Consider the following 11,139-nt stretch of genomic DNA (forward strand, 5'->3'; position numbering starts at 1 on the left):
ACCATGACTGGAAAATTCCTGGCTATTTTTGCAATAAATTGCTTCATTTCCACAGGGGCAAATGCTTTAATTATCGAAAGTCTGAATATTGATTTTCTTCCCGAAAGAGAAGTTGTTTTTCAGCCGATAAAAAACGATACCAGCGAACGTCAGAATTATACCGTTTCGCTTATTCAGGTAGACGTTCCTAAAGAGAAGGGAAAAGAAACCGAAATAAAAGACGGCGAAGTCATGTATTCGCCTAAGCAATTAACGCTGGGGAGCGGTGAACGCGCGGGTTTTAAATTTTATTATACCGGCCCGCATGACAACAAAGAGCGATACTATCGCGTAAAATTCACCGAGACGCCGCTCCAGGCAAAGGTTATCACGCGCAAAGGCCAGCGCATCCAGTCGGATGTGGTGGTCTCGCTTGAGGCTATTTTGATTGTCCGTCCATGGACACGACATTTTGATTATGCGTTTAGCAACGGGGTGGTGAGTAATACCGGGAATACCTATTTTAAATATGTTTCCTCGGTCGGGTGCAGTACGCAATACAACAATTCAAAATATATTCCGCCGGGGCAACGGCTGGAAATAGATAATGCCGGGCAGGCTGCAAGGCGGATGATTATTTATGGCAATAAAATCATTCCGCTTACCACCTGCCCGTAGCAACCGCTTTCCTTCATAAAAGGAAATTAGCCTTTAGCATCATGCTAAAGATCCATCACTACAGGAGATAAAAATGAAAGCGATTTCATTCGTAGAAGCGAAAGACATTATCGGTGGCGCGTTAAACCCGTTCGCTGGTCTGGTTAAAGGTGCACAGCTGGGTTACGACACCGGCGCAAGCATCATGGGCATGGTTGGCGGTGTGGTTGGCGGAATTCTGGGTGGCGCAATGGGCTTCCTGGGTGCGCTGGTTGGTAGCTACAACTAATTCACGTTAACAGGAAAAGACTCATGCAAGTTATTGATTTCAAAAAAGCACAGGCCATCATCGGTGGTTGGGATCCGTTTGCTGCCGCTATTCAGGGCGCAAGCGCGGGCTATAACGCGGGCAGCCAGATGTTAGGCGCGCTGGGCGGCACCATCGGCGGCGTGTTCGGCCTGGTGGGCGGCTTCATCGGCGGTTTCTTCAGCGCCTAAGCGAGAAGCACGTTGTACGCATGGCCCGCATTGCCGGGCCATTTTTTTATTTCAGCCACGGATCATTATGTTTTCGCTCTTTCAGTATAAAAAACAGGGTAAGACCCCTGTTATTCGCCAGCATGAATTTACCGAATGTGGACTGGCCTGCCTGGCGATGGTGTTGGGGCACTACGACCACCATGTCTCCGTCAGCCAGCTGCGCCGGGAGATTTCCGTTTCCGCCGATGCGGGAACCTCAATGGCGGAATTGATGACCCTTGCCAGCGATAAAAATATGTCTGGCCGGGTGCTTAAAGGCGAAATCACTGAAATAGAAACGTCTGAGCTGCCGCTCATCGCCTTCTGGCGCGGCAACCATTTCGTGGTCATCGTGAAGATCGACAGCCGCAGCGTGACCGTTCACGACCCCGCCAGCGGCGTGCGTCGTTACCGTCTGAAAGAGGCGGAAAAACTCTTTTCCGGCTATGTTCTTGAGCTTAAGCCCACGCCGTGCTTCGAAAAGAAATCCCCGGATGAAAAGCTCACGCTTGGCCGGTTAGCCAATAAATCCCCGAGCCTGTTCCAGCGCCAGCTGCTGCTGTTTGTGCTCTGTATTTTTACCCTCATCACCATGCTGGCAAGCCCCACCTACGTGCAGCTGATTATGGATGAGGCCATTTCCCGCAGCGACAGCGATCTGGTGATCCTGCTCACCGCGATCTTCGCTATCGTCTTTATCTTTGAAGTCATCGGTAAATTCCTCAAGCAGTTGCTTGAGATCCTGATGCGTAACATTGCCTATGACGATTTAAGCCAGTCCGTGCGCCACTACATGCTGCGCACCCAGACCAGCTGGTTCCGCTCGCGCCCGCCGGGCATCGTGCTGGCCATTGAAAAATCGCTCCACGCCTGCGCGGAGTTCATCAGCAATGGTTACGTGCAAATTCTCTTTTCCAGCCTGATCGCCGTCACCAGCCTGCTGTTTATGCTGCTGTATAACGTCAAAATTGCGCTGCTGACGATGCTGCTGATGGGCGTGTTTTTCCTGATCCGCTTTTCGCTGATCGGCCCCTATCAACGCGCGGTGGATGACTCCATCGAGCGCACCGCCCAGTATGAATCCCTGCTGGTGGAGACGCAGAAAGGGATCATTACGCTCAAAGCGAACAATATGGAGCAGGCCCGGGATGCGGTGATGGATAAATCCCAGCGCGAACACATCGCCGGGCTGATGCGTAAAGAGCGGCTGCTGGCCCGCTTTGACGTGGCTTCGCTGCTGGTGATCAATGCCGAGCAGCTGCTGGTGGTCTGCTTTGGCGCGTGGTTGATCCTGGAAGGGCAGATGAGCATCGGGATGCTTTACGCCTATATCAGCTATAAGCGCTATTTTTCCGATGCCATGGTGCAGGTGGCGCAGAAGCTGCTGGACAAAAATGCCCTCAAGGGGCCGCTGGATCGCGTGGGCGACCTGCTGTTTGCCCCCTCTGAAACCAGCCAGTTTGGGAAGCGGATTGTCACCTCGCCGGTCTGTCTGCAATTTGAGGATGTCTCATTTGCCTATCCTGGCCGGGAGGCCACGCTACAGCATATCAATATGACCCTGAAGCAGGGCGAAGAAGCGGTGATTGTGGGCCAGAGCGGGTCGGGAAAAACCACGCTGCTGCGTCTGATCTCCGGCATGCTGCTGGCATCGTCTGGCACGCTGCGGATCAATAAGATCCCCATTGAGGAGTGCGATCTTTCCTCGCTGCGTCAGCACATCCGCATCGTCCATGCGGACGATATTCTCTTTACCGGCTCGATTCTGGACAACATCGCCTGCTTTGACAGCGCACCGGATAAAGAGCAGGTCATTGCCGCGTGTCGGCTGGCGGAGGTGGACCACGTCGTCGCCAGGCTGCCGCACGGCTACGAAACGGAGATGCTGCCGGGGAACACCTTTTTCTCTGCCGGGGAGATGCAGCGTCTGGTTCTGGCGCGCGCCCTGTACAGCCAGCCTAAGCTTCTGCTCTGTGACGAAGTGACGGCGAACCTGGATAAAACGACCGCGCAGAAAGTGCTGGCGAACCTGCGTAGCCTGGGGATTGGCCTGGTGTTTGTCACCCACTCGCCGGACGTGGTGGGCTGCCAGGGGCGTCTCTATACCATGGAAAACGGCACCCTGCGGGAGAGTGAGCAATGATGTTTCTGCCGCGTCTCTATGCGCGACTCTGCGCGCGCCAGGCCGGGCGCACGCTGCTGGCAAACCGGATCACGCAAAACTACAGCCAGTTTATGCGCTGCCCGGAGACCGATGTCCCGGCTGATTTTCTGCATCAGAACGCCCATGAGCTGAGCGGGTTTAACTTCGTGGAGCAGATCTTCCCGCCCGCGCTTTGGGCGCGCAACGTCCGCTTCGATCTGCACGCGTACGTGGCGCAGTGGACGCAGGAGCAGGCGTTTTACAGTTCATCTCGCACCCTGCTTCTGGGAATGCGCTGGGCGGGCTTTGGTCTGATCGTGGATGCGCTGCTCGCCACCGCGCCAGCCGATGTGCGCTTTCAGTTTATTACCCGTCACCCTGCGCTGCATAAGCTGATGGCCGCGCACGAAGGCCGACGCGCCAGCTCGTTTTTTGCCCCTCACCGCCTGGTGACGGTGCTGCTGATGGACGAACGCCTGCCGGATGCGCCGCTGTTCTCCACCCAGGCAGGGGATCAAAAGGCGTGGTTAACGGATGTCTCAACGCGGTTTTTATCGCGCTATGGCTACAGCGTCCGAACGCTGCTGCCGATCTGTTCGCTGCACGCGGCGGAGTTTGGGCTGGAGAGTCAGGCGTATGCGCCAGAGGATTACCGCCAGGCCGCCGCCGACACGCTGAACGCGCTGCGCAAAACCCCCACGCTCTGGAGTGCATGGGACGATCTTTCAGTGATTTATCATGGATGACATATCGTGAAATTAAAAAACCGAAGCCGACAGCGGCGGGCGCTGATCCCGCATCATTTCTCAAAAAGCTATCACATCAACGCGCCACGGCTGAAAGCCGTGCTGACCTTGTTCATCACCTTTTTTCTCTGCCTGCTGGTCTTTGCGATTGTCTTTAACTTTTCGGAAACCACGCTGGCACGCGGGGTGCTGATCCCGGCGCAGGGCGATGTGGAAGTCCGCGCCAGAGAGTCCGGTACGCTTGTGGATTTTGCCGTACGGCCGGGCCAGTACGTGAAGGAAAACGATCCGCTGTTCACCGTGTCGCAGGACTATGGCGGCAAGCAGGGCTCGGTGGTGCAGTTTGACCGCCAGCAGATGGAAGCGGAGAAGAAGCGCAGCGAGCAGCGCATCCAGGCCATTGAGGACTCGATTGCGTCGTATCGCAAAAATCTGGCGCAGCAGCTGGCTCTCACCGACAAGCAGATCGCCGTTTCCCGCGATAAGGTGAAGAAGCTGCGCGCGTTGTTAAAAAACAGCACCGACACCTACGAGGCGTGGAAATCCGTCTCCGGGAAGGGCTATGTCTCCAAAGTGGATCTCGATAAAAGCCACAACGATGTGCTCAATGCGCAGCTCAACCTGACGCTGGAGGAGAGCACTATTCTTGAGCTTGAGGCACGAAAAACCAGCCTGACCGACAGCACCCAGTCGCAAATTGACTCTCTGAGCGAAGAGCAGCTGTATGTGAAAAACCGTATCAGCGAAATTGACCGCAACCTGTCCAGCCGGGGAAGTTCCACCATGGCGATGCTGGCCCCTTCCGATGGTTACGTGGTGGCGATTAACTTCCCACCTGGCCGGGCCATTACGCAAAATAGCGAGGTGGTAGTGGTGATCCGTAAAAATACCGCGGCGACGATGGAGGGGTACCTGTATGTTCCGGCAACGGGGGTGGGGCGCGTGGCGAAAGGCGATAAGGTCAAGCTGCGCTTCGACTCGTGGCCCGTGGACAAATACGGTTCCGTGGAGGCAACGCTGTCCGATTTCTATGAGGTAAACATTGATGCCCATTCGGCGCTGATCCCGCTCCAGGAGGGGCAGAACTACTACCTGGCTAAAGTGCGCGTCCCCTCCTGGTTTACCGACCCGGACAAGAAAAAGCGCATGCTGATGGGCGGAATGACGGTGAACGCCGATATCGTTATCGATCGTAAGCCGCTTATCAATCTGCTGATTGCGCCGCTGGAAAGGGTACGCAAGCGGTTTATCGATTGACCCGATTTCATTTTAAAGCATTTATGCAGGCACTTTTCTGAATTTAATCAAAGTGGTATTGCCTTGTTATCCTTAATAAAGATAAGGGTTTAACCTTTATCTCTTTAATTAATGGATTATGCTATGGACACAGTAGAGGAATCTGGCGGGACGTATTTCTATCACGGGAATGCGAACGTAACCCCACAGGAGCTATTTTTGCTGATATTCGCTGAGGGTCTGGCGAACCATCTGGGCGTAACTGTGGAGACTGCTGCAACAATCCTGGCGGGGCAGCCTATATTACCCAAGCGTAAGGTATTGGGTGCGTCCGGTTCGCGTACAAGTATCGCGTCTAAGGTAGCGCGTCGCATTTTAAAGGGGGTCCACTTTCCTGAAGGCATGAGAGTGGAGACGATCATCGGTATGGGTAAAACCAGACAGACAAATAAGGTTGGGGCCGTCGTGGGAAGAGCAGTTCCCTTTGTTGGCTATGCCCAGGCGGTAATTATCTTTGCCCTAGTTGCCAGAGAAACCAGAAACAAGTACAACCTCATTGCCCGACCGAAAGATCGGATTGCCTGGACTTATTTCTAATGTTGTTGCCGGATGAGCAAGAGTTTTTAGATTACATCACTGAAAATTACAGTGAACGTAAGCGTCCTGCCCTTAAGGAATGGACCTTCCAGGAGCATTTTAACCTCGTCCCTGAAGATCTGGAGGAGATGCTGCTCGACCTATTCAACCGGTATGAAATTGAGCACAGCAACTTTGTCATGGATAACTACTTTGAGCCCGAGCTTTTTTGGTACCAGTTTGGGCTTAGAAAGAAGTTTCGAGATCGTCAGTACAAGCCGCTAACGCTCGAAATGATTATTGAGTCTGCCAAAGCGGGGCGCTGGTTGTATGATTAAGGGGCTAAGCGCCCCTTGTGCGTTCTATGCTGACTGGCGTTCGTTCCATGCATCGCTGAAGATAATGTTCCCGTCGTTATGCTTCCAGGTAATCTTCTCGTAACGCAGTTCGACCGTTTCCATATGGTTTTCGTTAGGGTTATCCCCTGGTGCCATTGCTGGTGAAATCGAAACTATTCGCACGCCTTCAAGCAGCATGTTGAAGTATTCCTCTTCCTGTCCAGAGTAGTTGATCCGATACCATTTTATTTCTGCTGACACCAGGCTTTGACCTGTCGCAACTGCTTTATAAAGATATGGGCTAGAGCAGTCGAATTCTTTAATGATCAGCATAGGGGAATGCATACGTGTACCGGTTATTTTGCCGGTTGCGTTATCTGTTGGGATCATGAGGTTGTGGTGGAACCCTTTTACCTCAATGCTGCACTCTCTGTGCTGAACATCAACTCCGCCTTTGATTAATGCTCCGCCGTCGTCCTTAAGCCATAAGTATGCTGGTATAGACATTTCTCTATTTCCTTATTTTGTTGAATAACGTCATTATTGTGCTTTAAAACCCCATACCTATCCTTTCCATCAAGTATGTCAATACGCTCCAGCGTATGTCCGCTATACGCATGGAAAGGTGAAACCAGATCATGTTTACACCCAATCGATGTCCTTTTAAGACATTGACCAGGCAAATTTTAACCAAAATAAGGAGTTAACTTATAACGCTTCCAGAAAAGATAAAAAGCGGTTCTCTCAGCACTACCGGTGAGGATGGCAATTACCCCAGCCTCTCCATCCTCGTCTCCCCCTCCGCCATCGACAGCTGATACAGCGAAAACGATCGGTGCTTCTCAATCAAATGCGCCAGCTCCGGCGAGTGGCTGGTGAGCCAGATCTGCGAATAGCGGCTGGCCTCGGCAATGAGGCTTGCCAGGGCGGGCAGCATCTGCGGATGCAGGCTGTTTTCCGGTTCGTTGAGGGCGATGAATGCGGGAGGGCGCGGGCTTAACAGCGCCACCGCCAGGCACAAAAAACGCAGCGTGCCGTCGGAGAACTCTGCCGGTTCCAGCGGTCTGCTCAGCCCCTCGCGCTGCATCATCATGCGGAAGCGCCCGCCGGTGTTGTCGCTGTAAAACGCGCAGCCGGGGAAGGCCTGGTCGAGAATGCGCATCAGCAGCAGCTCGTCGCCAATTTCGACAATGGTCTGAAACGCGGCGGCCAGGTTCGCGCCGTCGCTGGCCAGCACCGGGGAACGAAAGCCTACCTGCGGCGCACGGATCGCCGAGCCGGATGAGACGGAAAACTCGTGATAAAATCGCCAGTTACGCAGGGACTCGCGCATCTGCGACACTTCGGGGTAGAGGTGCGGTTCACCGAGCTGACCGAACACCGACTCGTTCTCATACAGCGTACCGCTGTGGGTCACTTTTTCGTGATGCACGTTGTTCAGGAATACCGCCTGATTCTTACGCTTCATCAGCTGTGACGACGGGCGACGGTGCTGTCCGCCGAGCCAGATAGATTCCTCCTTGATCACCGGATCGAGCTGAAACTGTGAGGGGTAGGGCAGCTTTTCCACGAACCCGACCTGAAGCTCATATTCATAGGTTTCCGTTTCCACCGCCAGGTTCATGCGTCGCAGCTGGTCGCTGCGGGTTTTTCCCGCCCAGAACACTTTCAAAATTCCCCCCTCGTTCGCCAGCGCCTGGGAGAATTGCCCCTGCGCCGCGCTGTGCATCAGGTAAATCGCTTTATAAATATTAGATTTTCCGGTGCCGTTGGGGCCGAACACGATATTGAGCTGTTCCAGCTCAAGCGACATATCGCGAATTGAGCGGTAGTTCTGAATATGCAAATTTTTGATCATCGGGGTACTCCGCTGTGCACGCTTAACCTGTACAGAATTACAGTATTTTACGCTGAGCGCAAAAAAAAGACGACAGTGAGGGTGTCGTCTAAACGGGGTACTGCTTTGGGCCTCTGTGGATCAACAGGGCCTTCGCTTCTTTCTTATCAGGTAACGGCCAGACGCAGACCCAAATCATCAGGATAGGGATCAAAGTAGTTTTGCGTCATCAGATACCGGTCAGGGTATTCAGCCAGATAATGCTTCAGCAGCGTCAGCGGCGCGAGGATCGGCAGCAGCCCGTCCCGGTAATGCAGGATCACATCACGCAGTTCTCCACGCTGGCGGCTGTTCAGCTGGTTACGGAAATAGCCCTGAATGTGCATCAGCACGTTAGTGTGATTCTTCCGCGAAGCGGGTTTTTTCAGAATGGTCATCAGCTTGTCGCGATAGGCCACGAAAAACGCGTCCAGATCGTCCCACTCGTGCAGTGATGCCACGAACGGGCCAATTTCACGGTAGCCTGCCTGATGGTGCGCCAGAAGCTGAAGCTTATAGCGGCTGTGAAAGTCCAGCAGGGCACGGCGCGTCAGGCCATTTTTACGCATTACGTTCAGTTCGTGGAGAGCGAAAACGCGCTCAACAAAGTTTTCCCGCAGTACCGGATCGTGCAGGCGACCGTCTTCTTCGACGGGCAGCCAGGGGAAAGTTTCAAGGAGGGCGGCGGTGAACAGCCCGACACCCTCCTTGCGGCCCCGGTTGCCGTTTTCGTCGTACAGCCGCACGCGCTCCATGCCGCAGCTGGGGGATTTTGCACAGACGATAAAACCCGCCAGATCGCCGATTTTCGGCAGATAATCTGCCGTAAATGCGGCCATCTTCTGCGTGACGTCATCGTGCGGCGCTTTGCTGAACCGCATTTCTGTCTCGCCGCCGGTGGTCATCACCAGACGCAGCGCCGGACGAGGCGTGGGCAGGCCGATAGCCATTTCAGGGCATACCGGACGGAAAGCGACCCACTGCGCCAGCTCATCCATCACAAAGCCCATACGCTTATGCCCGCCGTCAAAGCGAACGGCGGAACCGGTCAAACATCCGCTAATACCCAGCACAGGTTTTGTTGTCATGGTGTGCACCTCCCGATCTCATACCTAAAAGTTACACAACAATGCGTATTTGTCCAAGTATTGGCGGGATTATTTTTAAATCGTCTTTAAAATCAAGAGCAATCAGCTGCCCTTGTAGGTTGAGTAACCGTACTGGCTGAGCAGAAGCGGGATGTGCAGTTTTTCATTGGTGCGGGTGACGGTGAACAGCACCGGCACTTCCGGGAAGAAGGAGTCCAGCTTTTTACCGTGGAAGTAATCGGCGGTTTTGAAGGTCACTTTATACACGCCAGGCGCCATATCCTGATCCTGCGGATAGAGCGATTTGATGCGCCCGTCGTGGTCGGTTTTACCGCTGGCAATCGGGGTCCACTTGTCCTGCTCCTGCTTCTCCAGCGTGACGGCCACATCCGCTGGCGGCATACCGGTTTGCTGGTCCAGAACGTGGACGCTCAGGGTGCCTGCCGGGGCGCTGAACGCGGCAGGCGCGAAAGCCATTGTAGCCAGCATCATCAGAGGGAGTGTCTTTTTCATCGTGTTTTCCTGTTGAGTTGTCGGTGACAGGAAAACGTTAGCACTCGCTGTGCGAAAAAATATTCAACTTTTCGTGAAGATTGCCTCAGCAGAAAATAATCAGAGGATAATCACCTCAAGGGAAACCTGCTGCTGCCACTGCGCAACCTGCTTTTTCCGCACGGCGGTAAGTTTACCGCTGGTGACCAGCAGCCATTTGCGGTCCGGGAAAATTTCCGGGGCCAGCGCGGCAGGGGGAACCGGCAGTATGTCGATGCGGTGGCCCTGGCCGGTGCGCGTCAGAGCTTCTAGCCAGATCTCACAGGGGTCGTTCAGATGCCAGCCGCTGATGAGGATGTTATCGCCCGGCGCTTTTTTATCGCCCTCAAGGCAAAACGAGGTATAGGCGATGAGGATGCCGTCGAGGATCTCACGCAGCGTCATGGCGGCGGCGACGTTGGCCGATATCTGGCTGCGCAACGGACGCAGCACGTTAGTGACCAGCTCTGGCCTTGGGTATTCGCGTCCGGCGTCGTAAATCATCTGACGCAGGGACTCAATTTTCCCCTCCTGCAACTTTTGCAGCATGGCCTGTTGCAGGGTTTGCCAGTTATTGGCGCGGCGCGGCGCAGGGCGTTCCAGCAGTGATTTTACCTGACCGATGGGTACGCCTTTTTTTACCCAGTCGAGGATTTTCAGCGCCTGCTGAACGTCCTCATCGCTGTACAGGCGGTGACCGCCGTCCGTACGCTCGGGTTTGAGCAAGCCATAGCGTCGCTGCCACGCCCGCAGCGTGGTGGCGGTGATGCCGCTGAGTCTGGCGAATTCGCCGATGGAGTAAGCCATGTCTGCATCCGAAGAGAAGGAGTTGTCTCAATATACTACGAATATTCCCCGACGGGATGAAGCGCCGCACGGGTGCGCTACACTTAACGTCCAACCGCGTAAATGAAAGGAGTTCTCATGAGGCTATGGCCTGTCGTTACCGGTGTCGCCATTGCGCTGACGCTGGTTGCCTGTAAATCTCCCACGCCGCCGAAAGGCGTGCAGCCCATTACCGGCTTTGATGCCAGCCGCTATCTCGGCAAATGGTATGAAGTCGCCCGACTGGAAAATCGCTTCGAGCGCGGTCTGGAACAGGTCACCGCGACGTACGGCAAGCGTAGCGATGGCGGTATCAGCGTACTGAACCGCGGCTACGATCCGGTGAAGAAAAAATGGAATGAGAGCGAAGGAAAGGCGTACTTTACCGGCGAACCGACCACGGCTGCGCTGAAGGTATCGTTCTTCGGCCCGTTCTACGGCGGCTATAACGTGATCAAGCTGGACGATAAGTACCAGTACGCGCTGGTCAGCGGCCCGAACCGCGACTATCTGTGGATTTTATCGCGCACCCCGACCATTCCGGATGCGGTAAAACAGGACTACCTGAACACCGCACGCGAGCTGGGCTTCCGGGTCGATCAGCTGGTGTGGGTGAAGCACTAAC

The 11,139-nt window shown here is 54.5% G+C and carries 14 protein-coding genes; 9 read left to right on the forward strand and 5 right to left on the reverse strand.

Going from position 1 to position 11,139, the window contains the following annotated elements; all coding sequences use genetic code 11:
- The first annotated feature begins 3 nt into the window (after window positions 1-3).
- From O1721_RS04075 to O1721_RS04110, 8 genes are all read left to right on the forward strand, one after another.
- Window positions 4-657 carry a hypothetical protein gene (locus O1721_RS04075; RefSeq protein ID WP_006812468.1) on the forward strand — a complete coding sequence of 218 codons (654 nt, stop codon included), beginning with the start codon at window positions 4-6 and terminating at the stop codon, window positions 655-657.
- Window positions 658-730: 73 nt separating this feature from the next.
- Window positions 731-925: a hypothetical protein gene (locus O1721_RS04080; RefSeq protein WP_013094846.1), complete on the forward strand. Its 195-nt coding sequence runs from the start codon at window positions 731-733 to the stop codon at window positions 923-925.
- A 23-nt stretch (window positions 926-948) separates the two neighbouring features.
- The gene (locus tag O1721_RS04085) at window positions 949-1,134 is read left to right on the forward strand and encodes a hypothetical protein (RefSeq protein WP_001196016.1); all 186 of its coding nucleotides are present in this window, start codon (window positions 949-951) and stop codon (window positions 1,132-1,134) included.
- A 67-nt stretch (window positions 1,135-1,201) separates the two neighbouring features.
- Complete coding sequence (locus O1721_RS04090) at window positions 1,202-3,298, forward strand: peptidase domain-containing ABC transporter (RefSeq protein ID WP_017383654.1); 2,097 nt, start codon at window positions 1,202-1,204, stop codon at window positions 3,296-3,298.
- Window positions 3,295-4,044, forward strand: coding sequence for a hypothetical protein (locus O1721_RS04095; RefSeq protein ID WP_017694789.1), 750 nt, complete (start codon window positions 3,295-3,297; stop codon window positions 4,042-4,044). Before O1721_RS04090 ends, O1721_RS04095 begins: the two co-directional genes overlap by 4 nt.
- A gap of 6 nt (window positions 4,045-4,050) precedes the next feature.
- Window positions 4,051-5,301 carry an HlyD family secretion protein gene (locus O1721_RS04100; RefSeq protein WP_017693988.1) on the forward strand — a complete coding sequence of 417 codons (1,251 nt, stop codon included), beginning with the start codon at window positions 4,051-4,053 and terminating at the stop codon, window positions 5,299-5,301.
- A gap of 123 nt (window positions 5,302-5,424) precedes the next feature.
- Window positions 5,425-5,877, forward strand: coding sequence for an STM2901 family protein (locus tag O1721_RS04105; protein ID WP_032646726.1), 453 nt, complete (start codon window positions 5,425-5,427; stop codon window positions 5,875-5,877).
- Window positions 5,877-6,194: a DUF1493 family protein gene (locus O1721_RS04110; protein ID WP_015570079.1), complete on the forward strand. Its 318-nt coding sequence runs from the start codon at window positions 5,877-5,879 to the stop codon at window positions 6,192-6,194. The genes O1721_RS04105 and O1721_RS04110 overlap by 1 nt, the downstream gene beginning before the upstream one ends.
- A gap of 24 nt (window positions 6,195-6,218) precedes the next feature.
- Here O1721_RS04110 and O1721_RS04115 read toward each other — a convergent pair whose 3' ends face one another.
- The 5 genes from O1721_RS04115 to O1721_RS04135 form a co-directional block, all read right to left on the reverse strand.
- Window positions 6,219-6,701 (reverse strand): Hcp family type VI secretion system effector, encoded by a 483-nt coding sequence (locus O1721_RS04115; RefSeq protein ID WP_023298995.1) that lies wholly within the window; start codon window positions 6,699-6,701, stop codon window positions 6,219-6,221.
- A 262-nt stretch (window positions 6,702-6,963) separates the two neighbouring features.
- A complete protein-coding gene (locus O1721_RS04120) occupies window positions 6,964-8,052 on the reverse strand; it encodes an AAA family ATPase (RefSeq protein WP_032646728.1) in 1,089 nt (362 codons plus the stop codon).
- 146 nt (window positions 8,053-8,198) lie between these two features.
- Window positions 8,199-9,158, reverse strand: a complete 960-nt coding sequence (locus O1721_RS04125) for a YbgA family protein (protein WP_032646730.1) — start codon at window positions 9,156-9,158, stop codon at window positions 8,199-8,201.
- Between the two features lie 102 nt (window positions 9,159-9,260).
- Entirely contained in the window at window positions 9,261-9,671 is a 411-nt protein-coding gene (gene uraH, locus O1721_RS04130; RefSeq protein ID WP_017383647.1) for a hydroxyisourate hydrolase, read from the reverse strand.
- 99 nt (window positions 9,672-9,770) lie between these two features.
- Window positions 9,771-10,496 (reverse strand): MerR family transcriptional regulator, encoded by a 726-nt coding sequence (locus O1721_RS04135; protein WP_032103799.1) that lies wholly within the window; start codon window positions 10,494-10,496, stop codon window positions 9,771-9,773.
- Window positions 10,497-10,613: 117 nt separating this feature from the next.
- Here O1721_RS04135 and O1721_RS04140 point away from each other — a divergent pair, with 117 nt between their 5' ends.
- Window positions 10,614-11,138, forward strand: a complete 525-nt coding sequence (locus O1721_RS04140; RefSeq protein ID WP_015570073.1) for a lipocalin family protein — start codon at window positions 10,614-10,616, stop codon at window positions 11,136-11,138.
- The last annotated feature ends 1 nt before the right edge of the window (window position 11,139 follow it).

It is taken from the genome of Enterobacter cloacae complex sp. HYC033_NIDB (assembly GCF_056673335.1).

Coding starts and splice junctions, on each gene's coding strand:
- O1721_RS04075 (WP_006812468.1), top strand. CDS start 4: ATGACTGGAAAATTCCTGGCTATTTTTGCAATAAATTGCTTCATTTCC.
- O1721_RS04080 (WP_013094846.1), top strand. CDS start 731: ATGAAAGCGATTTCATTCGTAGAAGCGAAAGACATTATCGGTGGCGCG.
- O1721_RS04085 (WP_001196016.1), top strand. CDS start 949: ATGCAAGTTATTGATTTCAAAAAAGCACAGGCCATCATCGGTGGTTGG.
- O1721_RS04090 (WP_017383654.1), top strand. CDS start 1,202: ATGTTTTCGCTCTTTCAGTATAAAAAACAGGGTAAGACCCCTGTTATT.
- O1721_RS04095 (WP_017694789.1), top strand. CDS start 3,295: ATGATGTTTCTGCCGCGTCTCTATGCGCGACTCTGCGCGCGCCAGGCC.
- O1721_RS04105 (WP_032646726.1), top strand. CDS start 5,425: ATGGACACAGTAGAGGAATCTGGCGGGACGTATTTCTATCACGGGAAT.
- O1721_RS04110 (WP_015570079.1), top strand. CDS start 5,877: ATGTTGTTGCCGGATGAGCAAGAGTTTTTAGATTACATCACTGAAAAT.
- O1721_RS04115 (WP_023298995.1), bottom strand. CDS start 6,701: ATGTCTATACCAGCATACTTATGGCTTAAGGACGACGGCGGAGCATTA.
- O1721_RS04120 (WP_032646728.1), bottom strand. CDS start 8,052: ATGATCAAAAATTTGCATATTCAGAACTACCGCTCAATTCGCGATATG.
- O1721_RS04125 (WP_032646730.1), bottom strand. CDS start 9,158: ATGACAACAAAACCTGTGCTGGGTATTAGCGGATGTTTGACCGGTTCC.
- uraH (WP_017383647.1), bottom strand. CDS start 9,671: ATGAAAAAGACACTCCCTCTGATGATGCTGGCTACAATGGCTTTCGCG.
- O1721_RS04135 (WP_032103799.1), bottom strand. CDS start 10,496: ATGGCTTACTCCATCGGCGAATTCGCCAGACTCAGCGGCATCACCGCC.
- O1721_RS04140 (WP_015570073.1), top strand. CDS start 10,614: ATGAGGCTATGGCCTGTCGTTACCGGTGTCGCCATTGCGCTGACGCTG.